This is a genomic window from Mesorhizobium sp. WSM1386 (assembly GCF_055901595.1).
Genome location: NZ_CM148373.1, coordinates 4,261,791 through 4,286,000, shown reverse-complemented (window position 1 = coordinate 4,286,000; position 24,210 = coordinate 4,261,791). Strand labels below are relative to the sequence as shown.

At 59.4% G+C, this 24,210-nt stretch carries 21 protein-coding genes; 17 read left to right on the top strand and 4 right to left on the bottom strand.

Annotation, left to right across the window (positions count from 1 at the left end; all coding sequences use genetic code 11):
• Window positions 1-493 precede the first annotated feature (493 nt).
• The 9 genes from AC0NIH_RS20945 (at window position 494) to AC0NIH_RS20905 (ending at window position 17,040) form a co-directional block, all read left to right on the top strand.
• A complete protein-coding gene (locus AC0NIH_RS20945) occupies window positions 494-2,038 on the top strand; it encodes an FAD-dependent oxidoreductase (RefSeq protein WP_473468092.1) in 1,545 nt (514 codons plus the stop codon).
• 394 nt (window positions 2,039-2,432) lie between these two features.
• A complete protein-coding gene (locus AC0NIH_RS20940) occupies window positions 2,433-3,215 on the top strand; it encodes an alpha/beta fold hydrolase (RefSeq protein WP_473468094.1) in 783 nt (260 codons plus the stop codon).
• 455 nt (window positions 3,216-3,670) lie between these two features.
• Window positions 3,671-4,678 (top strand): LacI family DNA-binding transcriptional regulator, encoded by a 1,008-nt coding sequence (locus AC0NIH_RS20935; protein WP_473468096.1) that lies wholly within the window; start codon window positions 3,671-3,673, stop codon window positions 4,676-4,678.
• Between the two features lie 32 nt (window positions 4,679-4,710).
• Window positions 4,711-6,030, top strand: coding sequence for an ABC transporter substrate-binding protein (locus tag AC0NIH_RS20930; RefSeq protein WP_013895494.1), 1,320 nt, complete (start codon window positions 4,711-4,713; stop codon window positions 6,028-6,030).
• Window positions 6,031-6,120: 90 nt separating this feature from the next.
• Window positions 6,121-6,966: a carbohydrate ABC transporter permease gene (locus AC0NIH_RS20925; RefSeq protein WP_473468098.1), complete on the top strand. Its 846-nt coding sequence runs from the start codon at window positions 6,121-6,123 to the stop codon at window positions 6,964-6,966.
• Window positions 6,963-7,796: a carbohydrate ABC transporter permease gene (locus AC0NIH_RS20920; RefSeq protein ID WP_023777398.1), complete on the top strand. Its 834-nt coding sequence runs from the start codon at window positions 6,963-6,965 to the stop codon at window positions 7,794-7,796. The genes AC0NIH_RS20925 and AC0NIH_RS20920 overlap by 4 nt, the downstream gene beginning before the upstream one ends.
• A gap of 26 nt (window positions 7,797-7,822) precedes the next feature.
• Complete coding sequence (locus AC0NIH_RS20915; RefSeq protein ID WP_473468100.1) at window positions 7,823-9,931, top strand: ADP-ribosylglycohydrolase family protein; 2,109 nt, start codon at window positions 7,823-7,825, stop codon at window positions 9,929-9,931.
• Between the two features lie 28 nt (window positions 9,932-9,959).
• On the top strand, window positions 9,960-11,039 hold the full coding sequence (locus tag AC0NIH_RS20910; protein WP_023777400.1) for an ABC transporter ATP-binding protein: 1,080 nt from the start codon (window positions 9,960-9,962) through the stop codon (window positions 11,037-11,039).
• Between the two features lie 472 nt (window positions 11,040-11,511).
• On the top strand, window positions 11,512-17,040 hold the full coding sequence (locus tag AC0NIH_RS20905; RefSeq protein ID WP_473468102.1) for an AAA family ATPase: 5,529 nt from the start codon (window positions 11,512-11,514) through the stop codon (window positions 17,038-17,040).
• 197 nt (window positions 17,041-17,237) lie between these two features.
• Here AC0NIH_RS20905 and AC0NIH_RS20900 read toward each other — a convergent pair whose 3' ends face one another.
• Complete coding sequence (locus AC0NIH_RS20900; RefSeq protein WP_473468104.1) at window positions 17,238-17,396, bottom strand: hypothetical protein; 159 nt, start codon at window positions 17,394-17,396, stop codon at window positions 17,238-17,240.
• A 1,200-nt stretch (window positions 17,397-18,596) separates the two neighbouring features.
• Here AC0NIH_RS20900 and AC0NIH_RS20895 point away from each other — a divergent pair.
• The 3 genes from AC0NIH_RS20895 (at window position 18,597) to AC0NIH_RS20885 (ending at window position 19,689) form a co-directional block, all read left to right on the top strand.
• Window positions 18,597-18,755, top strand: a complete 159-nt coding sequence (locus tag AC0NIH_RS20895) for a DUF305 domain-containing protein (RefSeq protein WP_474025048.1) — start codon at window positions 18,597-18,599, stop codon at window positions 18,753-18,755.
• Window positions 18,756-18,825: 70 nt separating this feature from the next.
• The gene (locus tag AC0NIH_RS20890) at window positions 18,826-19,155 is read left to right on the top strand and encodes a four-helix bundle copper-binding protein (RefSeq protein ID WP_473468106.1); all 330 of its coding nucleotides are present in this window, start codon (window positions 18,826-18,828) and stop codon (window positions 19,153-19,155) included.
• A 279-nt stretch (window positions 19,156-19,434) separates the two neighbouring features.
• Window positions 19,435-19,689, top strand: coding sequence for a hypothetical protein (locus tag AC0NIH_RS20885; RefSeq protein ID WP_473468108.1), 255 nt, complete (start codon window positions 19,435-19,437; stop codon window positions 19,687-19,689).
• A gap of 128 nt (window positions 19,690-19,817) precedes the next feature.
• Here the strand turns inward: AC0NIH_RS20885 and AC0NIH_RS20880 are convergent, their stop codons facing one another.
• Both AC0NIH_RS20880 and AC0NIH_RS20875 read right to left on the bottom strand, forming a co-directional pair.
• Entirely contained in the window at window positions 19,818-20,102 is a 285-nt protein-coding gene (locus AC0NIH_RS20880; protein ID WP_023769064.1) for a hypothetical protein, read from the bottom strand.
• Between the two features lie 90 nt (window positions 20,103-20,192).
• The gene (locus tag AC0NIH_RS20875) at window positions 20,193-20,717 is read right to left on the bottom strand and encodes a hypothetical protein (RefSeq protein ID WP_474025047.1); all 525 of its coding nucleotides are present in this window, start codon (window positions 20,715-20,717) and stop codon (window positions 20,193-20,195) included.
• On the opposite strand from AC0NIH_RS20875, the gene AC0NIH_RS20870 reads away from it, so the two are divergent.
• The gene (locus AC0NIH_RS20870) at window positions 20,683-21,333 is read left to right on the top strand and encodes an outer membrane protein (RefSeq protein WP_473469866.1); all 651 of its coding nucleotides are present in this window, start codon (window positions 20,683-20,685) and stop codon (window positions 21,331-21,333) included. The genes AC0NIH_RS20875 and AC0NIH_RS20870 overlap by 35 nt on opposite strands.
• A gap of 114 nt (window positions 21,334-21,447) precedes the next feature.
• Here AC0NIH_RS20870 and AC0NIH_RS20865 read toward each other — a convergent pair whose 3' ends face one another.
• Window positions 21,448-22,308 carry an ATP-dependent DNA ligase gene (locus AC0NIH_RS20865; protein WP_474025046.1) on the bottom strand — a complete coding sequence of 287 codons (861 nt, stop codon included), beginning with the start codon at window positions 22,306-22,308 and terminating at the stop codon, window positions 21,448-21,450.
• A gap of 129 nt (window positions 22,309-22,437) precedes the next feature.
• Between AC0NIH_RS20865 and AC0NIH_RS20860 the strand changes: the two genes are divergently transcribed.
• The 4 genes from AC0NIH_RS20860 (at window position 22,438) to AC0NIH_RS20845 (ending at window position 23,727) form a co-directional block, all read left to right on the top strand.
• Window positions 22,438-22,629, top strand: a complete 192-nt coding sequence (locus AC0NIH_RS20860; protein ID WP_473469779.1) for a hypothetical protein — start codon at window positions 22,438-22,440, stop codon at window positions 22,627-22,629.
• Window positions 22,630-22,637: 8 nt separating this feature from the next.
• Window positions 22,638-22,796 carry a hypothetical protein gene (locus AC0NIH_RS20855; protein WP_473469777.1) on the top strand — a complete coding sequence of 53 codons (159 nt, stop codon included), beginning with the start codon at window positions 22,638-22,640 and terminating at the stop codon, window positions 22,794-22,796.
• Complete coding sequence (locus AC0NIH_RS20850; RefSeq protein WP_473469776.1) at window positions 22,793-23,008, top strand: hypothetical protein; 216 nt, start codon at window positions 22,793-22,795, stop codon at window positions 23,006-23,008. The genes AC0NIH_RS20855 and AC0NIH_RS20850 overlap by 4 nt, the downstream gene beginning before the upstream one ends.
• 530 nt (window positions 23,009-23,538) lie before the next feature.
• Entirely contained in the window at window positions 23,539-23,727 is a 189-nt protein-coding gene (locus tag AC0NIH_RS20845) for a hypothetical protein (protein ID WP_473469774.1), read from the top strand.
• The last annotated feature ends 483 nt before the right edge of the window (window positions 23,728-24,210 follow it).

The following is a 24,210-nucleotide window of genomic DNA, read 5'->3' as shown; positions in this document are numbered from 1 at the left end:
CATGAGGCCAGTAAGTACCGGTAGGCTCTATTGAACGTTGGTATCGCCGATACGTTGGTATGCTCCGGCGTCAAGCGGATCTCGCAGCAAGCCGAGGATCCGCCACGCTGATGCGGAGGCGCTCGCGGCAGGACAGCGCCAATGGCGGCGTACCCACGTCGTCGCCGGAACAAAGGTATCGGCGATACCTGGGTCCAATGGATTTTGCGGGGCAGCGCGGGTCTGATAGCCGCGAAATGATAATTCGGCGGTGACGTCGATTTTCCGAAATGGATTTATGTTGAGTAAAGAAATCAAAGCAGCGGCGCTGACTCGTTCCTGCCGGGCCGCTGGCCATGGACCGGCGGTCCAATGACCGCCGTAAAATCCGCAGTATGTTGGCCGGGACGGAGAAACAGGCGAGCCTGACTGTCCGCTCCGCCCGCCTGGCCAAGGGTTGGAGGCAGGCGATGTCGGAGACGATTTCAATATTGCATCGGCAAGGGAGAAGAAGATGGCTGAAGATCATATCAAACCGAATGGACCGGATCTGGCCAACGGCATCGCCTTATCCGACCTTCCCGACGGCGGAAATCTCGTCGGCCATTCTGGCGGTGAACAGGTGTTGTTGGTACGCCGTGGGACTGAGGTCTTCGCCGTCGGGGCGAAATGCACCCACTACGGCGGGCCACTCGTTGATGGTCTGGTGGTTGAGAACACGGTTCGGTGCCCTTGGCATCACGCCTGTTTCGACTTGCGCACGGGCGAAGCCTTGCGCGCGCCTGCCTTCAATCCACTCACTTGCTGGTCGGTGGAGCTGCGCGATGATCGGATATTCGTAAGAGAGAAACAAAAACGGATGGCATCGAAGCAGCGCGTAGGTGGCTTCGGCCAGGCTGCCGGAAAGATCGTCATTGTCGGCGGCGGCGCGGCCGGTTTTGCAGCAGCCGAAAAACTGCGACGCGAACACTACCAAGGCAGTATCGTCATGCTAAGCAACGACGACGCGCCGCCGGTTGATCGGCCTAATCTTTCCAAGGAGTATCTGGCTGGCAAAGCGCCGGAAGATTGGGTTCCGCTTCGCGACGAAAGCTTTTACGCAAAGAACGATATCGACCTGCGTCTCAATGCGGAAGTCGCCAGCATCGATGCACGCTCTCGCGAGGTTGTACTCGCGGACGGGACCCGGACACCTTACGACAGGCTACTGCTTGCGACCGGAGCCGAGCCGGTTCACCTGGGCATAGCCGGCGCAGACCAGCCACACGTTCACACGCTCCGGTCGTTCGCAGATTGCAAGGCCATCATCGAGCACGCATCGAGCGCGCGCCGCGCTGTCGTGCTCGGCGCCAGTTTCATTGGCCTGGAAGTTGCCTCGGCCCTGCGCTCGCGCGGTATTGAAATTCATGTCGTGGCGCCGGATAAACGCCCCATGGAACGAATTCTTGGTTCGCAAATGGGCGACTTCATCCGCGCCCTCCACGAGGAGAATGGTGTCGTATTCCATCTCGAGGACACCGCGATCAGCATCGATGGCAAGAAGCTGAAACTCAACAGCGGAAATACGCTTGAGGCGGATTTCGTCGTCGGCGGCATCGGCGTGCGACCCCGGATCGGGCTCGCCGAAAGGGCCGGGCTCAACATCGATCGCGGTGTCGCAGTAAATGCTTTTCTGGAGACGAGCGCACCTGGGATCTTCGCGGCAGGCGACATTGCGCGGTGGCCAGATCCGCATAGTGGCGAGAATATTCGTGTCGAGCATTGGGTGGTGGCAGAGAGACAAGGGCAAACTGCAGCACTCAATATGCTCGGCCATCGCGAGAAATTCCTCGCAGTGCCGTTCTTTTGGAGTCAGCATTACGACGTCCCGATCAACTACGTAGGTCACGCCGAGCGATGGGACGAGATCGTAGTTGATGGAGACATTGGCGCAAAAGACTGCCTGCTGCGCTTCAAGCGCGCAGGCCGTACGGTGGCCGTTGCATCGATCTTCCGCGACATCGAGAGCCTCGAAGCTGAGGCGGCAATGGAGCGGCAATTGAGTGTTGGAAAGCCGTAGGGGTTTCGGGACGACCCACAGCGCTTTCAGTGCGCGAAGAATCGCCACAGAGATGAGGCGGCGAGCGTTGCCGTCCAAAATCCATAAACGAGAGAAGTCTCCTCGAACGCCGCAGCGCATTTTCGCCATTGGGTAGGAGAGATTTCTCGGACGCTGGCTAGCTCGGGGTCTTCACATCTCCTTAAGACCGCAGTCGGCAGTGGCACTGAAATTCAAGCCAGGTTCACGTGTTTCAATGTTGAGAACCAGGCACGGCAAAAGGGCTGCTACGCGAGTCCGATCCTGCCATCCAACTGAGCACACCAACACCAAGGTATCGGCGACACTTTGGTGCGATAGATTTGGCGCCGCTCAGCGGTTCTGATGGTGAGACATTTATCAGAAAGGTTGGGTCATGTGCAGCTTCGTCAATATTGGTGCGATCGTTGGGGCATTTAGTCTGGCCGGCGCCACTGTCGCCCTCGCCGGCGAGCCGAAGCCCACCATCGTCTTGGTCCACGGCGCATTCGCGGAGTCCGCCAGCTGGAACGGCGTGATCGCGGATCTGACGCAAGATGGATTCACAGTGATCGCGGCGGCCAATCCTTTGCGAAGCGTCTCTGGAGACGCGGCTCATGTCGCAAGCGTCGTTGGTTCGGTAAAGGGACCGGTCATTCTTGTGGGCCACTCTTACGCTGGGACGGTGATCTCCGATATGGCGGGCCAGTTACCCAACGTGAAGGCACTCGTCTATGTTGCTGCCTTTGAGCCCGACGTTGGTGAGAGCAGTCTCGAGCTGACTGACAAATTTCCGGGAAGCACGCTCGGGCCCACCCTTGCGCCCCCAGTCAATCTGGCAAACGGTGAGCAGGATTTGTACATCCAGCAGGACAAATTCCATGGGCAGTTCGCTGCCGACCTCCCCGAGGTGGACGCGCGGCTGATGGCTGCGGCGCAACGACCGGTGAATCAGGCCGCCCTGGCCGACCGCGCAGTTCGTGCGGCGTGGAAGACCCTGCCGTCCTGGTCGATTTACGGGGCTGCAGACCGCAACATTCCGCCGGTCGCGATGGCTTTCATGGCCGGCCGTGCCCATGCGCGGAAAACAGTGGTCGTCCCAGGCGCTTCCCATTTGGTTATGGTCTCCCACGCTCGGGAAGTGGCTGCTCTGATCGAGGATGCGGCGAGCGCAAAATGATAACGCGCAACGGCGCCGGAATAAGCGGTCGAACTTCGACGAACCTACACTGCAGCATTCGCAACACTGAATAGGGGCGCGACCCGGGTTGCTACGACAGCCCTCAATAGGCCCGAGTGGAGGCGGCGCTGAAGCTTCCCCGTACCGTCACGAGCCTGTTACTCGCTTCGTAAACCTTCGCTTCGCAGTGCGACAGGTCGGTCAAGAATCAAGCTATGCGTCCACTGGACAACGAATGTCTTTTTTCGTTGCCCACGAGGATCATTAAGCCCCGCACGTCGGAGCGAAATATAGGCCCGAAGACGCCGGCTCGAGGCTCTCGATAGCGCGATCAGCCCTCTCGGATGCATCGGCAAACCTCGGCGGTTGAACGCAAAACTTCGCCTTGACGCCCGATCCGATGCACTTTAATACGTATTAGGAGCTTATTGTTACGTATAAGGGACGAGTTTCACTTGCGTACGGGCCGGGCCACACAGAAAGACGTCGCACGGCTGGCCGGTGTGTCGCAGGCCAGCGTGTCGATGGTGATGAGCGGCGGCGGGTCTCCGGCGCTGTCGTCCGAGACCTGGCAGCGGATCACCAATGCGGCGGCGAAGCTCGGCTATACGCCCAATCGGTTCGCGCAGGCGCTCAAGACCAATCGCACCATGACCATCGCCTGCATCGTGCCCGACATCACCAACCCCTTCTATCCGGCATTGATGCGCGGCATCCAGTCGGTGGCCGAGGATCTCAACTATGACGTGATCGCGGTCAGCACCGATGGGTCGCCCGAGCGGGAGCGCCATTTTCTCGACTGGTCCAGGCAGGGGCGCGTGGACGGTGTGATAGGCGTGTTCTTCACGTTGCGCGCCGGCGACTTCAAGCCGCTGGTCGATGCGGGCGTGCCGGTGGTGCGCATCGAATCGAGCAAGAAACGCGGCGGCGATATCGCCATCGACGATATTTTTATCGACAGCTACGCCGCCGCCCTTGCGGTAACACAGTTTCTCATCGGCCGGGGCCATCGCCGCATCGCCATGGTCGCCGGCCGGGGCGGCCCCCAGGGCGTTCGGGTCGAAGGCTACCGCACCGCGCTCACCGAGGCCGGTGGCACGCCCCATATCGTGATCGACGAAGAATTCAGCGAAACCGGCGGAGCCCGGGCGGCCGAGACGGTGCTTGCCAGCGGCTATGCGCCGACGGCGATCTTCGCTGCCAACGATCTCATGGCCATCGGTGTGATGCAGGCGCTGCGCGAGCGCGGCATCGCTATTCCGGGGGATATCGCCGTCGCAGGCTTCGACGATATTTCAGCGGCACGACTGGTCACGCCGTCGCTCACCACGGTTTCCCAATTCCAGGGCGACATCGGCATCAAGGCCGCACAGATCCTGATGGAACGGCTGCGCGGCTCCACGCCCGGCGCCGGCACCGCGCTCGAGATGCCCTTCAGCCTGATCGAACGCGGCTCAACCTGAAACAAGAAACGAGAAAGATCGGAGGAGAAAACATGGAACGCCGTACATTGCTCAAGACCGGCCTCGGCCTCGCCGCCCTGCCGCTGCTGTCGCGCCTGGCCTTTGCAGACGACAAGAAGCCTATCGGTTTCTGGTACGAATCCGCCTCGCCGGAAAACCAGGACAATCTCAAGACCATTCTGATCGACCCATTCAATGCCGCACATCCACAGGATGATCTTTCGATCGACTTCCGCGGCTCCGACCTCGACAAGCAGTTGCGCATTGCGATGCTCTCGGGCAATGGCCCCGATGTCGTCTTCACCGCCGGACCGAGCTATGTCGCGTCGATGGCGCAGGCGGGGCAGTTGCTGCCGCTCGACGACTATGCCGCGAAGCTCGGCTGGGACGACCGGCTGCTGCCGCTGTTCATGGAACTGGGAAAATACGAAGGAAAGCTCTACGCGCTTGCCAAGACCTATGAGACGCTGGGCCTGTTCTACAACAAGACGCTGTTCGACAAGAACGGCTGGAAGGCGCCGACCACAATCGCCGAACTCGAGGCGCTCGCCGACGAGATGAAGGGCAAGGGCCTGGTCCCGTTCGGCTGCGGCAATGCGGACTGGCGGCCGGCCAACGAGCACCATGTCTCGATCGTGCTCAACTCGGTGGCCGGCCCCGACAATGTCTACAAGGCGCTGACCGGCGCCATTCCGTGGACCGACCCGTCCATTCAGGCGGCGATCGATAAGCTCGATGAGTGGTGGCAGAAGGGTTATTACGGCCCGAACTATTTTTCGCTGACGCTGGAGCAGGCATTCGCCCAGGTGGCGACCGGCCAGGCCGGGATGGCGCCGAGCGGCACCTGGAGTTTCACCAACATCCCGACCTATTTCCCGCCCAACAATGCCGAGCCGGCCTTCGTTGGTTTTCCGAGCACGAGCGGCCCGCCGGTCTATGCGCTCGGCATCGGCTCGACGCTCTCCATCAACGCGAAATCCGAAAATGCCGATGGAGCGGCGGCGGTGCTCGACACTATTTTCAGCGATAAATTCTACGGCGACATGAACTCGGTGTGGCAAGGCGAGTGGAACCTGCCGCTGAAGGATCTGTCGGGAGTGAAGCTTTCCGACAAGGTGTTGCCGCTCTACACCGAAACGATGAAGAACCTGTCGTCGGCCGTCGGCGCCGGCCAGTACGGCTACACGACATGGACCTTCCTGCCGCCCGCCACCGACACCTATCTGGTCAGCGGCATGGAGGAAGTCTGGCTGAAGAAGATCAGCTCGAAGGACTACCTTAAGAAGCTCGACGACGCCTTCCAGCAGGAAAAGGCGGCCGGCAAGGTGCCGGCGGTCCCGAAGCGGGCTTGAGGCCGGCACCGGTATCAGCCACGAACCATCCGAACCAGCGAAGGAGCGGCGCCTGACAGGGCGCCCTCTGAAAACCCAGGGCAATTGTCCATGCACCGGCTCTATCTCGTCCCGACGCTGATCATCAATTTCGTCATCGTGCTGGTTCCGGCATTGCTGACGGTCGTCCTGGCGTTCTGCAACTGGGACGGAATTTCGACGCCGACCTTTTCCGGGCTGGACAATTTCCGGGCATTGTTTGCCGACGGCGTCTTCTGGTCGGCGCTGACCAACAATATCATCTGGACCGCCATCTTCCTTGTCGTGCCGATCGCCATGGGACTGCTGGCGGCCTCGATGCTGCTGATCGTCAGGCGCGGCAGCAATTTCTTCCAGGTCATCTATTTCCTGCCCGTCGTCATCGCCACGGTCATCACCGCGCGCGTCTGGCAAGGCATGATCTACAGCCCCGTCACCGGTGTGTTCGGCATGCTGGCGCGCATGGGCTTGCCCGTGGCCAATCCGCTGGCGCAACCATCGACGGCATTGTTCGGCGTGGCGACTGTCGACCTCTGGCATTGGTGGGGATTTCTGTGCGTCATCTTCTTCGCGGCCCTTCGGCAGGTGCCGCAGGAGCAGATCGAGGCGGCGCGCATCGAGGGCGCCAGCTACGCGCAGATGATGCGCTACGTGCTTTTGCCGGCGATCCGGCCGACCATCATGCTGATGATGATCATGACGGTGATCTGGAGCTTCCTCGCCTTCGACTTCGTCTACATCCTGACCCAGGGGGGGCCGGCGTTTTCCAGCGAGGTGCTGTCGACGCTGGCCTATCGCCACGCCTTCTACGATCTCAATGTCGGCGAAGCGGCGGCAGCGGCGCTGGTGATCAGCCTGTTCGGCCTCGTCGGCACGTTCTTCTATGTGCGCCTGCAGACGCAGGAGGGCGAGCAATGAGAATGGTCGAAAGCCGGGCCACGCTCACCATCTCCTACATCGTGCTCGGCATCGGCGCCTTCATCGCGCTGTTTCCGAATGCGCTTTTGGTGCTCAATTCGCTGAAGCCGGCGGCGCAGATCGTGCAGAGCCCTCTGTCACTGCCGAACCCGATCCGTTGGGAGAATTTCGTCAACGCCTGGACCCACGCCAAGTTTTCGAAGACCTTCGTCAATTCGCTGCTGCTTTCGGGAACGACGATCGTCCTCGTCTGCTCGACATCCTCGCTGTCGGCCTACGTGCTGGCGCGCAGGAAAATCGCCTCGTGGAAGATCTGGACGTTCTATCTGCTGGCGACGACCACGGCGCCGATCCAGCTCTACATCTTCCCGCTCTATTTCGGCTTCGCCAAGCTTGGGCTGATCAACAACGTGTTCGGCGTCGCGCTGATCTACACCGCCCTCTACAGCCCGTTCGCGGTGATGCTGCTGAGGACGTATTTCATCGCCGTGCCGAAGGAACTCGAGGAGGCCGCGCTGATCGACGGCGCCACCCACTGGCAGGTCTTTTCCAAGGTCATGCTGCCCATCGTGTCACCCGGCATCCTGACGGTCGCGCTGATCATCGGGCTCAATTCCTGGAACGAATTCCTGATCGCGACCACGTTCCTGCAGAAGGCGGACAAGGTCACCGCGGTGATCGGCTTCTACCTGCTCAGCGGCCAATACAGTTCCGATTGGGGTGAGATCATGGCCGCCGCGCTGATCATCGTGGTGCCGGTGGTGGTGCTGTTCGTCGCCATGCAGAAGCGGTTCATCGAAGGCATGGCGGGCGGCTCGGTCAAGGGCTGAACTTTTTCGATCATCTGGAGCAGAACATGCAGTTGCCAAACGACTATCTGGAACGGGTCTATGCCGGCGTGCTCGGCAAGCTGGTGGGTGTCTATCTCGGCCGGCCGTTCGAGGGCTGGACCTACCAGAAGATCATGAAGGAGCTCGGGCCGATCGACTATTACGTGCATGAGCGCCTGAACCAGCCGCTGGTGGTGACCGATGACGATGTCGCCGGCACCTTCACCTTCATCCGTGCACTCGAGGATTACGGCATCTCGCCAGATCTGCCGGCCGAGGCCATCGGCAAGGCCTGGCTGAACTATATCGTCGAGGAGCGTTCGATCCTGTGGTGGGGCGGCAGCGGCAACTCGACCGAGCATACCGCCTGGCTCAATCTCAAAAAGGGCATACCGGCCCCGCATTCGGGGTCAATCGCCACCAATGGTGCGACCGTCGCCGAGCAGATCGGCGCGCAGATCTTCATCGACGGCTGGGCGATGGTGGCGCCGGGGCAGCCGCTTCTGGCGGCAAAACTTGCCGAACAGGCCGGCAGGGTCTCGCATGACGGCGAATCCGTCTACGCGGCGATGCTGTGGGCGGCCATGGAAGCTGAGGCCTTCGTGTCCAGCGACATCGACCACCTCATCGACACCGGCCTGTCGGTGATCCCGCGCGACAGCCTGATCGCCAAGCTCATCGCCGATATCAGAGGCTGGGTGAAACAGCATCCGGACTGGCACGACACGCGCCAGAAGATCGAGGACAAATATGGCTACGACAAATATCCCGGCAATTGCCATGTCGTGCCCAACCACGCGCTGATGGTGATGGCCGTGCTTTATGCTCCTGACGATTTCCAGAAGGCGCAGATGATCGTCAACACTTCCGGTTGGGATACCGATTGCAATGCCGGCAATGTCGGCTGCCTACTGGCGCTGATGCTCGGCCTCGACGGCATCGAGGCCGGCCCGGACTGGCGGGGGCCGATCGCCGACCGCCTGCTGATCTCGTCGGCTGATGGCGGCAACTCGATCAACGACGCGGTGCGCACCGCGTATTACATCGCCAATCTCGGCATGACGCTTGCCGGCGGCACTCCGCTCGATGCACCCAAGGACGGCGCACAGTTCCATTTCTCGCTGTCCGGCAGCCAGCAGGGTTTTCGGCCCGTCGAAGGTCATGGTTCGGCGATCGGCGTTCGCGTCGGCAATGTCGAGTTCGAGAATGCCCGTGCGCTGACCATAAACTACGAGGCACTGGCGCCTGGGCTGAGCGCCGCGGTGACGACGCCGACATTCTCGCCGCACGAGGTGCTGTCGATGCGCACCTACGATTTGATGGCGACGCCGCTGGTCTATCCCGGGCAAGTGGTCAAGGCGCGCGTCGTCGCCGATCGCCACAACAAGGGCGCGGTGTCGGTGCGGCTGCGCATCCGCGCCTTTGATGGCGAGGATCGTCTGCGCGACATCGATGGCGATGCGGTCACCGTGAAGGCGGGCGAAGAGCGCGTCCTGTCTTGGCGCCTGCCGGATCTGGACGGCCAGCCGATCGCCGAGATCGGCATCGTGCTCGCCAGCGACGGCAGGCGCGCCGATGGCAGCGTGCTACTCGACTACCTCAGGTGGGACGGAGCGCCGGAACTCACGCTGCACCGCCCCGCCGGCGACTGCGATTTCTGGCGCATGGCCTGGGTCAATGGCGTCAGTTTCTTTTCCAAGCGCTATCCGCCGAGCTTCCGCGTTTCGCAAAGCCGCGACGAAGGGATCGTCATTCACGGCACGCGGCAATGGACCGACTACAAAGTTTCGGGCGACATCGTCATTCATCTCGGCAATTACGGCGGCGTCTGCGCGCGCGTTCAGGGCCTGCGGCGCTACTACGCCGTGCGCGCCACCCGCGACGGCAAGCTGCAGATCGTGCGCACACGGGATGCCGACACGGTCGTGCTGGCGGAGACGACTTACGACTTCGTCTTCGAACAGAGGATCCCGGTGGCGCTGACCGTCAAGGGCAGCCGAATCAAAGCGTTGTTCGGTGGTGTGGCGATCGAGGCTGATGACACCAGCGCCGAGGCGTTTGCCAACGGTGGCATCGGACTGCTGATTGCCGAAGGCGCGCTGTCCACCGATGAATTGCATGTGAGCGGCGCCTGAGCGTCCCACGATCACAGGGAAGACCTCGATGGCTTCAGTCGAAATCGACAATGTCCTGAAATCCTACGCCGGGCACGCCGTGCTGCACGGCGTCTCGGTCAAGATACCGGACGGCCAGTTTGTGGTGCTGGTGGGCCCCTCGGGCTGCGGCAAGTCTACATTGCTGCGCATGATCGCCGGACTGGAGGACATTTCGGGCGGAACGATCAGCATCGGCGGCAAGGTGGTCAACAATCTGCCGCCGAAGCAACGCGACATCTCCATGGTGTTCCAGAATTATGCGCTCTACCCGCACATGACGGTTGCCGAGAACATGGCGTTCTCGATGACGCTTGCCAAGGCGCCCAAGGCCGAGAAGGACGAGCGGGTCGCGAAGGCGGCGGAAATCCTCGGCCTGACGCCGCTGCTCGATCGCTACCCGCGCCAGCTGTCAGGCGGCCAGCGGCAGCGCGTCGCCATGGGCCGCTCCATCGTGCGCAACCCGCAGGTCTTCCTGTTCGACGAGCCGCTGTCGAACCTGGACGCCAAACTGCGCGTGGCCATGCGCGCCGAGATCAAGGCGTTGCACCAGCGCCTGCGCACCACCACCGTCTACGTAACGCACGACCAGATCGAAGCCATGACAATGGCCGACCAGATCGTCGTGTTGAACAACGGACGGGTGGAGCAGATCGGCACGCCGCTCGATCTCTACGATCATCCGGTGAACATGTTCGTCGCGACATTCATCGGCTCGCCGTCGATGAACATCATCAGCGGCGTGGTCGCACGCGACAACGGCGCGCCAGTGGTGCGAACAGCTGACGGAACGCCACTGCCGGTCGGTTCAGCCTTTAGCGCGCCAGACGGAAAGCCGGTCCAATACGGGTTCCGGCCAGAGCATTTGAGCGTCTGTGCACCGGGCAAGGGGACCGCCGCGTTGGTTGGCGTGGTTGAGCCGATGGGTTCGGAGACCCAGGTTCATCTGACAATCGGCGGCGAACCAGCGGTCGCCGTGTTTCGCGACAGAATCGGCGCCCGTCCCGGGGAAACCCTCTTCGTCGCTCCCGACATCGCCAAGTTGAACCTGTTCGACGCCGAGACCGGTCAAGCTTTGGATCGATGGTAACGAGATCTCGCCTGGCCAGATGCATTGTCTCGAGATCAAAAGAGCGTGTCGCGACTGATCGGCCTCACATCACGCAGTTTTGAAGAGTTTCGAGTAAGCCATTCGCCATGCGCCCCTGTGGCGAACCAGTTGTGTGGCGCGGTCCTTCCTGTGCAAGACTCATCGTCGAGAATGACGAATTGCCGGGGCGACGGTTCGGGAGCGAGCTGCGCCGTGCCGAGTTGCGGGATCAGAACGGTTCGCTTCATCAATGCGCCGGACTTCTGACACGAGGAACTCCAGGACAAAAGACTCTTTGTGGAGAGTAGCGTTTTGTCCGGCAAGGCTAGGATCGGGCCGCAGCGCATTCGCAGCAAACCAATAAAGATTGGACGCTCCGGCAGATTGACAGTAGGGTCGTGCTCGACTTCGGATTTCGCGGGCCAATCTCTTTCTGTGACAAGGGCTCATTCTCCTAGCAACAAGAAGCTTGATGGCCGAGGATTCCGAGTACGCCTTGGAGGTGCTTCGCGAAGGGCCGGAGTTCACGCTCTACCGCGGCAAAGAGCTCGGCAACCAGACACCGATTCTAGCGGTGTCGGTCGCTGCTGAGCAGCCGTCACTTCAGAGTATCCGGCGGCTCGAACACGAATACGCGCTGGCGAGCGGACTTGATGCAGCATGGGCGGCCCGGCCCCTCGCCATGGCTCGCCACCGAGGACGAATGCTCCTCATCCTTGAGGATTCAGGAGGTGAACCCTTAGATCAAGCAATAGAGCAGCACAAAGAACTCCCCATCGATTTATCCCGCTTCCTGCGTATTGCCATTGGTTTGGCAGTGGCGCTCGGCCAAGTCCATAAACAAGGGCTCATCCATAAGGACATCAAGCCGGCGAACGCACTTGTAGACGAGCGCGGTCGCGTTTGGCTCACCGGCTTTGGGGTTGCGTCTCGGCTTCCGCGGGAGCGTCAGCAGCTTGAAGCGCCCCAATTCATCGCTGGATCGCTTCCGTACATGGCTCCCGAACAGACGGGGCGTATGAACCGGTCTATCGATTCCCGGAGCGATCTCTATTCTCTTGGTGTCACGCTGTACGAAATTTTGACCAGCCGGCTCCCGTTCACCGCTTCTGATCCGATGGAATGGGTGCACTGCCATATTGCGAGGCGTGCTGTGTCGCCCACTGAGAGGATAAGCGAAATTCCTCAGGTGCTCTCGTCAATCGTGATGAAGCTTCTCCTGAAGACGGCCGAGGAGCGCTATCAGACCGCAGGGGGGGTCGAGGTCGACCTGCGTCGGTGCCTGGTGGAATGGCAGCTACATGGTCGCATCGAACCATTCCCGCTAGCCATCCACGACACATCGGGCCAGCTGATGATCCCGGAGCAGCTCTATGGGCGCGAAACCGAGATCGACTCTCTGCTCGCGTCGTTCGATCGGGTAGTGGTCGAAGGCACCTCCGAGCTAGTATTGATATCCGGCTATTCCGGTGTCGGCAAATCCTCGGTGGTGAACGAGTTACACAAGGTCCTCGTTCCATCGCGGGGACTTTTCGCTGCAGGCAAGTTCGACCAGTACAAGCGCGATAGCCCATACTCAACCCTGGCACAGGCCTTCCAGACCCTGGTCCGTCAGATTCTCGTCAAGAGCGAAGGGGAAGTGGATCGGTGGCGGCGTATCTTGTCAGATGCGGTCGGTGTGCACGGACAGCTGATCGTCAACCTCGTTCCCGAACTGGAGTTCATCATCGGGAAACAACCGCCCGTTTCCGACCTGTCATCCCAAGAGGCACAAAACCGATTTAAGGCTGTGTTCCGTCGCTTCCTTGGCGCGTTTGCCACGCCGGAGCACCCACTCGTGCTGTTCCTAGATGATCTGCAATGGCTGGACGCAGCCACACTCGACCTCATCGGGCACCTGATCACGCATTCGGAAGTGCGCCACCTTCTGCTGGTTGGCGCCTATCGAGACGACGAGGTCGGTCCCGCTCACCTGCTTTTGCATACGCTGGATACGATCAAAAAAACGGATGCGAGGATCGGTGAGATAAAGCTGGGTCCCCTCCGGTCCAACGAGATCGGCCAGCTTACCGCGAGTGCAATCCGCTGTGACATCCAGCGGGCGCGGCCTTTGTCGCAGCTGGTTCAGGAGAAGACCGGGGGAAACCCATTCTTTGCAATCCAATTTTTGACGGAATTGGCCGACGAGGCATTGCTCACATTTGATCCTGTTGCGCAAGCTTGGCATTGGGAAATCGATCGCATACACGCCAAGGGCTATACCGATAATGTGGTGGATCTCATGGTGGAGAAGCTGAAGCGGCTTTCTCCCCCGACCCAAGACGTGTTGAAACAACTCGCCTGTCTTGGCCACGCCACCGACGTCGCCATCCTGACTCTGGTTCAGAAAGAGACAGAGGAAGCAATGCACGAGACGCTCCGGGAAGCCGTCTATGCTGGTCTCATCGATCAGCAGGATGGCGCGTACAGGTTTCTGCATGATCGAATTCAACAGGCGGTTTATTCGCTTATCCCCGACGAGCATCGAGTTGACGCTCACCTGCTCGTGGGCCGCACGCTTCTAGCGAACATGACTGATGACCAGCTCGTCGAGCACCTGTTCGATGTCGCCGGCCAGCTCAATCGGGGCGCTGGACAACTGATTGAACCTCGGGAGAAATTCCAGTTGGCGACGCTCAACCTGCGCGCAGGGAGAAAGGCCAAAGCGTCCGCTGCCTACGTGTCCGCATCCGTGTATCTAGCGGCCGGCATGGCTATGCTCGACAAAACAAGCTGGAACAACCAATACGAACTGACATTCGGCCTCTGGTTAGAACGTGCGGAATGCGAATTCTTGAGCGGCAACTTCGAAGAAGCCGAGCAATTGATAATTGATTTGCTGCAACGCGCGGCGTCGAAAGTCGACCTGGCGACTACCTATCATCTGAAAGTCCTGCTCCACACTCTGAAATCGGAAAACGCCCAAGCCGTCGACAGCGCACTCTCATGCCTGCGCCTGTTCGGCATTGACATCTCGGCGCACCCGACTGAGGCGCAAGTCCAGGCCGAATACGAAACGGTCTGGCAAACTCTTGGCGGACAGCCGATCGAAAACTTGATCGATCTGCCAATGATGACGGATCCAGAAATGCTGGCCGCGATGGATGTGCTGTCAGTGCTCCTCTCCCCTGCTAATCATACCGACTTCCATTTGTGGTCGCTGCTCGCGTGCCGGATTGCGAAGATGACAATGCAGCACGGAACCTGCGGCGCATCGGCCCATGGCTATGCCGATCTCGGCCAAATCCTCGGACCGGTATTTCGCCGTTACAGAGACGGTTATCGATTCGCCGAGCTCGCCTGCGATGTTGTCGATAAGCAAGGTTTCGTCGCGTACCGCGGGAAGGCCTATCATGCGAAAGGCGTTGTCGCCGTCTGGACCCAACCGATCGCAACCTCGATAGATTTTCTGCAAACGGCCTTTCGCATAGCAACTGAAACCGGTGATCTGACTGTCGCCTGCTACTGCATGGACAAGTCGATAACGAATTTTCTGGCGCGGAACGATCCGCTGGAGGCAGTGTGGCGGGAGTCGGAAAGGGGCCTGGACCTTGTCCGGAAAGCTCGGTTTCATGACGTCGCTACCGTGATCGAGGCCCAGCAACGCTTCGTTGCGACCATGCAGGGCCGAACCTTAACTTTCTCTACCTTCAGCGATGCGCAATTTGACGAAGTGGATTTCGAAGCGCAAATCACCGCAGATGGGACGGCCACGGCGGCCTGCCTGTACTGGATCTTGAAGTTACAAGCCCGGTTCTTGTCAGGCGATTACGTCGAGGCGCTCGCATCAGCCGAGACGGCGAAAGAATTGTTGTGGGCTGCACCGGTCCATTTCCAGCGACTCGATTATATTTACTATACCGCGCTGACCTTGACCACGCTCTATGAAAACGCTTCGGTCGGCGAGAAGGGAGCATGGAATGATCTGCTGGCTCTGCACCTGGAGCAACTTAGAGAGTGGGCCGAAAACTACCCACCGACCTTCGGCGACAAACACGCACTCGTAGCTGCAGAGATCGCCCGTATCGAAGGACGCGACGCTGACGCCATGCGGCTCTACGAGGAGGCAATTTCCTCTGCTCACGATCAAGGGTTCGTACAGACCGAAGGCTTGGCCTATGAGTTGGCCGCGAGGTTTTACAATGCGCGCGGCTCACAGATTTCCGCCATCGCCCATCTGCGTCATGCTCGGCGGTGTTATCTCCGCTGGGGCGCCGAGGGCAAGGCGCGGCAGTTAGACCGGCTTTATCCGCACCTGGCCCCTTCGGAAGCGCAAGGTCGTGACGTGGCCACCGGCTCCCGGGTTCAACATCTGGACGCAGAGAGTGTCATAATAGCCTCTCAGGCTTTGTCTGGCGAGATCGAGTTGCCCAAGTTGATCAAGCGGCTGATGAGAACCTTGATCGAGAACGCGGGCGCGGATCGTGGGCTTCTTATTCTGCCCTCAGGCGGTGAATATTTGATCCATGCGGAAGCGCGGGCCGCCGGAAATCAGATCGAAGTCGCGCTCCATCAAGAGCCGATCACCCCAATCACGTGTCCAGAATCCCTCGTCCGCTACGTCATCCGTACACAGGAAAGCGTCATTCTCGACGATGCCTCGAAACCTAACCTGTTCTCCGTGGACGACTATCTGAGCCATCGACAATCGAAGTCAATCCTGTGCGTTCCGCTGATCAAACAGGGAGAGTTGACCGGAATTCTGCTCCTGGAAAACGCGCTGACGTCACACGCGTTCACGCCGGCGCGAATCGCGGTGCTGGAACTGCTGGCGGCGCAAGCAGCGATCTCGCTCGAGAACACACGCTTGTACAGCGATCTCCAAGAACGGGAGGCGAAGGTTCGACGCCTTGTCGACTCCAATATCATCGGAATATGTATTTTCGATCTAGATGGTCGCATTACGGAAGCCAACGAGGCCTTTCTCCAAATCGTGGGATATGGCCGCGACGATGTTACTTCGGGCTCGTTGCGCTGGAACTCCTTGACCCCCTCCGAATGGAGCGGGGCCGACGAACGAGCATTCGCGGACATGGCTTCCAGTGGAACCTGCAGACCGTATGAGAAGGATCTTCTTCGGAAAAATAACGATCTCGTGCCCGTACTTGTGGGTGGAGCGACCTTCGACGAACTGCGACATCAGGGCGTGGCCTTCGTTGTGGACCTGACGGAGCGAAAACGCGCCGAGGCAGAGCTGGCGCACGCCAACCGCGTAGCGACAATGGGTCAACTGGCAGCCTCCATTGTCCACGAAGTCAATCAACCTATCGCTGCCACGCTTACGAATGCTGGAACCGCGATGCGCTTTCTCGCTCGTCAGCCGCCAGATTTGGAAGGGGCGAAGCACGCCATTGACCGCATCATCAGAGACGGTAAGAGGACCGCCGATATTGTGAGCCGGATTCGTGACTTTTCCAAAAATGCGCCGGCTCGGAAGGAAAATTTGGAAATCAACGAAACAATTTTGGAAATTTCGGCTCTAGCCCGTCTTCCAATGTCAGAGAGGGCCGTCGTAGCGAAGATGCAACTGGCAGAAGGGTTGCCACGCATTTTAGGGGACAGAGTCCAATTACAACAGGTGATCCTGAATTTGATTATGAACGCCATCGAAGCCATGAGCGAGGGTGGGCAGCCACTGCGCGAATTGTCGATCAGCACCAGCAAGGCTGACTCGGACGCCGTGCTTGTCGCGGTAAGTGATACGGGTCCGGGCCTGTCTCAGTCCAATCCCGACAGCATCTTCGAGGCCTTCTACACGACCAAGTCCAGTGGGTTGGGGATGGGATTGCCGATCTGTCGCTCGATCGTGGAAGCGCATGGCGGCAGGCTATGGGCAACGCCGAACAAACCTCATGGCGCAGTGTTTTCCGTTTTGCTGCCAATCGGCGAAAAATCACTAGAGAACCCACCTGAGACTCTGGCTGAGTTCCCCCCCATCGTTGCGCAGTCGGAGACAAGATAAGGTTTGCGGCACCAACGGGAGCTGCGAACCCGTGCCGCGAAACTTTCCCCGCGATAAGTCCGCCCGCTAGCGAATTCGGGTCGGTGCGAGAAGAATGGACCCGCGACAAGCTCGCCGGCAATTCAGGCGTGGATCCGTTGGTCATCGAAGAATTCGAGCGTCGGATCACCCTCCCCAACTGGGACATCTGCGACAAGCTACAAACCGCGCTCGAAAACACCGGTGCCGCTTTCATTGAGGAGAACGGTGGCGGTATCGGAGTTCGCCTGAAGCTCAACCGCTCCGAAGTCAGACGGATCGACGTTCTGGAAAATGAAGGCGGCATCGTCGGGATAGATGCCGTTCCATTGGCTCAATTGCTTCGAAGTGAGATTGACCTACACGAGCCATCGGTTTGCGACCAAGGAGATCCTATCAGTGGCTATGACCGACAACGCACTGTACCTTTCGCCGGGGAATCCCCTCCACCCGCGGAGAGAGGAGCGGCAGCGGGCCCTGCCCCGACTTCGAGCCTGAGAAGTGAGTCTCGTCGGTGATCGCGTCACCGTGGTCGTACGCTGGCGTGTGGCCGCGTATCCCTTCGACCTGAAGCCAGTTGCCGGACAAGCCCCAGCAGATCATCGTGCATTCAGGGTGCCTTGGCGCATCCTCTCGTCGAAACAGAAGCAAACCAGAGGGTGAGACCTCGCGTGTGCACGGTGCGGTATAAGTGGTTGTTTACTTACCTCTCTGTCCAGTCCATCCGATTTATATCCGGCCCTATCCGTCGCTACTACGCCATGGAACGCCGAGGTTGTCGGTCCAGCACATGGCTCGTAAACAACCGAGGTCTATTGCGGCTGGATTTGAAAGCCAAGGTGTGCGCCGGCTCGGATGTGCAGACCAATACACTACGCCTCGTTTGTTCTGTCGTGAACACTCGGCTTCGAGCATCCCGACGCGAGACCGCCACCGACGCTAATGATAATGAGCGTGGGAAGAAAGCGGACTCATTTCCAACCGCTGCACACCGGCTGGCTGCTCATTGACCTGAAATCGCGAAGGGTAGGCTTAGGTGAAGGTTGCACCGTGCCCCGTGGGAACCGATCGCCCACATTCAACCCTGTGCGGATCAAGGCCGCATTGAAGCTGCAGATGCTGAGCCCCAGCAGCGCGCGGCGGTAAATGGCAGCCATTACAGAATAGCTCGAGCGGGCTTTGTGTTGTTGCGAGGGCCGTTGCCTCATCGCTCTCCTGGCAATCTCGAACGATATCTGCGCGCATCCACCGCCTCAGCCGGTACCCTCGACCACACTGGTTCTGGTTGGCATTCCGCTAGACCGTCTGGAGCGACCTCCTCGGATTTAAGCATGTGAGAGTGCGCCGAATGCCGGGCGGCTTATTAGGCAAAGCCACAGCCATAGGCGTTCGACAAGGCAGATGTTCAGGAGAATCCAGATGAATACCAAAGTGTTGATAATCGCCGCGTTTGCTTTGGCCATGCCAGCGACGCAGGCGCAAAGCGCCCAGCCCAGCGCTATGAACGGAATGAACATGAAAGGAGCAACCGCCCCTGCATGCAGGAGAAGATGCAGGCAATGACGCCGACGAACGAACCGAACAAAGACTTCGTCGTGATGATGGAGCCCCACCATCAGGCGGCAGTCGACATCGCCGAGGCTTACCCCAAATATGGATTTGACCCGACTTTAAAGAAAATGGCCCTGACATTGTGAAGAGCCAGACGAAGGAGATTTCCGCAATGGAGAAATGGAAGTCCAAGCACGATATGGCAGGAGAATAATCATGCATCAATCATCCGAGATGAGGGCCTGTATCGACGACTGTCTGGCCTGTTACTCCACCTGTCTGAAGACGGCGATGAACCATTGCCTCGAATTGGGAGGCAAGCACACGGAACCTGGACATTTCCGGCTGATGATGGCTTGCGCGGAAATCTGCCGTACCAGCGCGCATTTCATGCTGATAGGTGCACCGCATCACAAACACACATGCCGCGAATGCGCAGAAATTTGCGAAGAATGTGCGCGAAGCTGCGAACAGATCGGCGACATGCAAGAATGCGTTGATGATTGCCGCCAATGCGCTGAGAGTTGTCGCAAAATGGCAGCTTAGTCTGAAAAGGGGAGCAGTCAGCTCCCCTTTTCTACATGAACCGATGGCGGCGGGGGGAGCTTGACAACGGATCACGTCCGTGGCTGCGACGTAGCGCCCTCCCCGCACTCACGTCATGACCACATTATTCTGTCGGAGGCACCCTAGCTGGAGACAGGGAAGCCCGCCACCGTGAGGCAGCGGGCCAAATTGCGTCATCCAACTCAACGCGCTGCCGTGCCCTAACCAGCGCCACCTTCCTCGGTCGTTTCCGCCATCATCGAGCCGAGGAACACGGAAATGACGGGCCTTTCCGTCGCCAAGGAGCTCGAGAACGCCGCCGATAGCATCGGCGACATGTCTCGGACGGATCTTCAGATCATCTTCGGCGGGCTGCGTTTGATGCTCCGGAACGTCGCAGGCCTCCCGCTAGAGCCAGCCACGGAGGAAGCACTGAACTCCATTGCCGCCGAAATGAAAATCGGCCGTCGGATCTCTCTCAGATCGTCCTGCGTGAGTGGCTGCAGACGAATGCTTATCTGCCAGTCCGGATGATTGACGAGAAAAGGGAGACCGACGGGAGCGCTTACCAACATGGCTCTCAAGGGAATGACCTGCAGAAAAAGGCCCGTGCCTAGCAGGGGCCAACTACGTTTCGGGAACTATGCCTAGAGCGGTTATTCTTAGCCGCCCATCTTCTTCGCCATGGCGCAGAAATCCGCGTGCGACTTGTTGAGCGTGGTGTCGCCGCAGTCTTTCAGCACCGCCTTTTGTTCATCCGGTTTCATGGACATCCACGCGGTCTTGAAATCCGCTTCCGACCTCAAGGTTTTCATGCCGGCATCCGTGAAGAAAGGTGACATCTTTGCAGGATCATCGAGCGCGGAAGTGGTGCTGCTGCCTGCCAGCGCTGAGCCAGTCATCATTGCGAGGGCCATCGCGCCCATCGTAAGCATTTTGATGCTCATTTTTTCCTCCGTTAGTTCTACACGCGCAAATCGCGTGACCTGGGGAAAAACGTCGGCGTCTGAACTCTGTTCCCGCATCTTGCCGATTCCTCATCGACAGCCGTCTGACGCGCGCTGGCAGGTCTCGTGGAGGAATGGCCGGTGCAGTGGGGGATCCACCGTGGGGCAACGGACAAACCGGCCAATACGGATGCGATCGGCAAACCTGGTCCCATTAACCGCGACCGCGGACTTGATGCCGTCGCTATGCGCATCGCGGGCATTGTCAGATCTGCAGGCTCGGCCTGATCGATCTCCGCCGACCCGCAACAACTGGCCCAGATCCTGTGCATCGAGGAGGAGCGCGTCGTTGCCCGTGACAACACGGTCGCCTTCGAGCGGCTGCGATTGCAGCTCCCGCACAGCCTGATCCGGCATCACTTCGTCAAGGCCACGGTCAAGATCAGGCGGTACCCGGACGGCACCCTCGCGATCTTCCACGGGCCGCGCCGCATTGCGCGATACAGGCCTGACGGCGTCGCAATCGAAGAAACTTGCCCCATCAGGCAAGCCGCGTGAACCGCTTCGAAGGGGCTTTTCTATGAAATCTATCCTGCTTGCGACCACTGTTCTCATGGGACTCTCCGGCGGCGCTTATGCTGCCGATGCCATAGTGTCAGAGCCAATTGCCGCTTCATTTGATTGGACTGGCGCTTACATTGGTGTGAATGCCGGCGGCGGCTTTGGCAAGTTCAAGTACGACCCCAATTTCGGCACTGGTCTCGATCTCACGGCAAGTGGATTCCTGGGGGGCGTCCAGGCTGGCTACAACTGGCAGTCTGGGCAAATGGTCTACGGCGTGGAAGCGGACTTCCAGGGATCCGCCGTCAAGGCTTCCATTTCCGGCATAGGCGGCCCCGGCACTGCTCTCGAAACAAAGATTGACTGGTTCGGTACGGTGCGCGCCCGCATCGGCTACACGCCCGTCGATCGCTTCCTGGTTTATGGCACTGGCGGCTTGGCCTATGGTCACGATAAGACCACTTTTGGCGCCGGGGGCGACTTCTCCAAGACCAAAACCGGCTGGACCGTTGGTGCAGGCGTTGAGTACGCCATCAACACGAATTGGACGATCAAGTCTGAATATCTCTACACCGACTTGGGCAAATCGACCTTCACTGTTGGGCCGAGCAGCATTGACGTCACCGATAAGTTCCACGTCGTTCGGGTCGGCCTGAATTACAAGTTCTAGTCCATCAGCAGACCACAACACCAAGGCCCCGGACGATGCCGGGGCCCTTTGTTTCCCACGACGAGCCCAGGCTCCCACTTTACGGCGCGCTCCCGGTATTCTTGAAAGAGGCAGTCATTTCTCCCTGAAATCCAGCAGCTTGGCATGGCGCAGCTTCTCCTCGCCCTTCAGGAACCGCACCCGGCCGACTAGACCAGGCTTCAGCCATTCGGCCTTGTCGCTCTTGAGCCTTACAGGCGCCGGTCCGCCTATCTTGCCTTGGACACGGTCCCAAAGGCGCTGCCGCTTGTCTGCCTTGAAGGTAACGAAGGCGGCGCCGGCATACCGACCCTTGTCGGCCATCAGCACCATCGCAGGCTTGCCGGCTTCCCGCTGCACGCCAATGATGTCCATGTCCTTTTCGGCATAGCACTTGATCTTGCGCCAGTTCATCGTCGGGCCGCTGCGGTACGGGCTGTCCTTGCGCTTCGACACCATCCCCTCCAGACCAGCCTGGTCGACAAGGTGATAGACAGCATCCCCCGTGCCTGGCATAGCCTCGCTGAACTGAATGCGGTCGCCGGTAGGAACAAGCTCCTGAAGGATCTCGCGACGGTCCGCTGCCGGCATGTCGCGCAGATCGTGTCCGTTCAGGTGTAGAAGATCGAATGCAACCAGATACAGGTCGCGCGATGGATTGCGGCTGGTGACGGCTGACTGAAGCGCGTGGAAGTCGGACAGGCCCGCCTCATTAATGGTGATCGCCTCGCCATCGATGATGAAGTCTTCCGCCTCGATCGCCGCCGCTTCGCCTGCGAGCTGGATGTAGCGGCCCGTCCAGTCGTAGCCGTTCTTGGTGATCAGCCGGATGCCGTCTTCGTCCTTGATGACCTGGGTGCGGTAGCCATCAAACTTGATCTCGTGGAGCCAGTCATCGCCGTGCGGTGGCGTATCGACCAGTTCGGGCTCCATCGGATGGATAAACTTCAAACGCATGAAACTGACTCGCTACAGACGCGATTCAATCAGCTTTAGCTAAACTAGTTCCGAATTTGCAAATCGAAGCGGGTTGCAACAAACCTGCTGCCTATGCGTTGCGAAGCGACGGACCGCCAGGAGACCGCCATGGCAGACGACAAGAGCAAGCGCGACTTCCGCGACCGCGACCGCGTTTCGACCGATGAAGACTACGAGGTCGAGCATTTCGCGATTGGAGGTATGTTCCACGACGAGCGATCACATTTTAGCATCTGCTTACGAAACAAACTCGCCTGCTCCGAGTTTGAATCCGCATGGCTAATGGCAGCATCAAAATAGGCGATGAGGTGGCAATCGAGCTTATCGGCAACGTCACTCACATCGATGGTGATCTGGCGACTGTGAACTTTGGCGTGACTATCACCGTCAACCTAGACAGCCTGCGCCTGGTGAATGCCTATAAGCCGCCGCCCAGGAAGAAACCGCTGGTGGACGAACCGACATGACCAAACTATCTGACCTCGGTCCGCCCGTGCTTGGCAAGCGCCACGGCGCAAGGGGAAACGGCCCCGACAATTTCTATTCATGCGCAACTTGCGGCCAGAAAGTCGACATGCGCGACTTCCGACAGGTGATGTGGCACGAGCAGCAAAATCATGGAGCATTAGAGCCGGAAGACAGCGCCCAAATAATCAACTTCCCGAAGCGGCCGAAATAACCGCCATGTGCGCCGCCGGCCAGAAGCCAGCAGCCATGAAAAGCAGAACCAGCAGACCGAATAACCACAGCCTCATCGCTTCACGCTACCACGCCGAAACGAAAAAGCCCGCCCATTCCCAGGAATTGCCTATTTCTTCGCCAGGCGGCAGCACATCCCAACAACTTGCCGCCGATTAGGCCCAGCGCCTTTCGCTGGGTGCCCCGCCGCAACTAGACTAAGCCGTCGGGCCGCAGGTTATGGAATCGGCCGGCACGAAAGCTGTCGAAGACAAAGAAGTGTTGCCCGAGTTCCGGACAGACAGGGGCGTTGAGCTGTCGGCGGGCGGCTCTTCCCAAATTGAGGGTTGGGTGGCATAATGACCCTAGGGCCAACCTCTTCTATGGCCCCCTTTCCTATGGGTGACCGACGAGTCCCCAACCCCACCCCCGCCCAACGTCGGTCGCCCTGTTTTTCGACAAGCCACCGGCTTCATTTGCTCGATAGGGCCAAAGGGTGTTGTGTAACGAGCACCCAGGAGGATCGTTTTGATGCTTCTGACAGACAATGGTGCTGCGCTGCGGCTCTCAGATTTCGTCGGCCCTGACGATGCAGTGAAGGCGGCTCTTGAGCTCTACGGCCCGGAAGCGCAGACCGCAGTGGCCTATTGTGCTTTGGAAGCTCACTATCATGGTCGGTCGGCTGATTTCCGATCTGGTCGTCAGTCTTCCGAGATCTAGTCGGCGCTGTTCATTGAGAAGACGCCGGTGGTGGAAAAACCGAAGTCACCGATCGTCTCCGATGTGGATTGTCGCCAGCTTCATCGGCCCGTGCTCTCCTCCCTATTGCTGTTCTCGTACTTCATTCTGATAGCTTTGATGTAATTAGCATTTTCGCATAAATAATCGAGCCGACGGCTCCGTGCGCACAGACAGCCCGACGGTTAGGCCCGGTTCCTGTTCGCCCCAACCCACAGGCGCCGGGCCGCATCAATTGCCGGTTAACCAGCCCCCAGCAGGTAGAGCAAGGCACAGCGAGCGATCCGCCGCCTATGAGCACCACGCGGCGCCGCCGTTTGCGTCGAATTACCGGCTTCTTTTCGTCAGAAGCGGCATATGCGCTATAGATGCGCCGGCCGTCCTCTCCATAGCGGTCGCTATTTGGATATGCCTTTTTGGCTTCGGTCTCGGTCGAAGTATTCCCATGGGCCTTGCCCCTGCACT

Coding starts and splice junctions, on each gene's coding strand:
- AC0NIH_RS20945 (WP_473468092.1), top strand. CDS start 494: ATGGCTGAAGATCATATCAAACCGAATGGACCGGATCTGGCCAACGGC.
- AC0NIH_RS20940 (WP_473468094.1), top strand. CDS start 2,433: ATGTGCAGCTTCGTCAATATTGGTGCGATCGTTGGGGCATTTAGTCTG.
- AC0NIH_RS20930 (WP_013895494.1), top strand. CDS start 4,711: ATGGAACGCCGTACATTGCTCAAGACCGGCCTCGGCCTCGCCGCCCTG.
- AC0NIH_RS20925 (WP_473468098.1), top strand. CDS start 6,121: ATGCACCGGCTCTATCTCGTCCCGACGCTGATCATCAATTTCGTCATC.
- AC0NIH_RS20920 (WP_023777398.1), top strand. CDS start 6,963: ATGAGAATGGTCGAAAGCCGGGCCACGCTCACCATCTCCTACATCGTG.
- AC0NIH_RS20915 (WP_473468100.1), top strand. CDS start 7,823: ATGCAGTTGCCAAACGACTATCTGGAACGGGTCTATGCCGGCGTGCTC.
- AC0NIH_RS20910 (WP_023777400.1), top strand. CDS start 9,960: ATGGCTTCAGTCGAAATCGACAATGTCCTGAAATCCTACGCCGGGCAC.
- AC0NIH_RS20905 (WP_473468102.1), top strand. CDS start 11,512: ATGGCCGAGGATTCCGAGTACGCCTTGGAGGTGCTTCGCGAAGGGCCG.
- AC0NIH_RS20895 (WP_474025048.1), top strand. CDS start 18,597: ATGCAGGAGAAGATGCAGGCAATGACGCCGACGAACGAACCGAACAAA.
- AC0NIH_RS20890 (WP_473468106.1), top strand. CDS start 18,826: ATGCATCAATCATCCGAGATGAGGGCCTGTATCGACGACTGTCTGGCC.
- AC0NIH_RS20885 (WP_473468108.1), top strand. CDS start 19,435: ATGACGGGCCTTTCCGTCGCCAAGGAGCTCGAGAACGCCGCCGATAGC.
- AC0NIH_RS20880 (WP_023769064.1), bottom strand. CDS start 20,102: ATGAGCATCAAAATGCTTACGATGGGCGCGATGGCCCTCGCAATGATG.
- AC0NIH_RS20870 (WP_473469866.1), top strand. CDS start 20,683: ATGAAATCTATCCTGCTTGCGACCACTGTTCTCATGGGACTCTCCGGC.
- AC0NIH_RS20875 (WP_474025047.1), bottom strand. CDS start 20,717: ATGAGAACAGTGGTCGCAAGCAGGATAGATTTCATAGAAAAGCCCCTT.
- AC0NIH_RS20865 (WP_474025046.1), bottom strand. CDS start 22,308: ATGCGTTTGAAGTTTATCCATCCGATGGAGCCCGAACTGGTCGATACG.
- AC0NIH_RS20860 (WP_473469779.1), top strand. CDS start 22,438: ATGGCAGACGACAAGAGCAAGCGCGACTTCCGCGACCGCGACCGCGTT.
- AC0NIH_RS20850 (WP_473469776.1), top strand. CDS start 22,793: ATGACCAAACTATCTGACCTCGGTCCGCCCGTGCTTGGCAAGCGCCAC.
- AC0NIH_RS20845 (WP_473469774.1), top strand. CDS start 23,539: ATGCTTCTGACAGACAATGGTGCTGCGCTGCGGCTCTCAGATTTCGTC.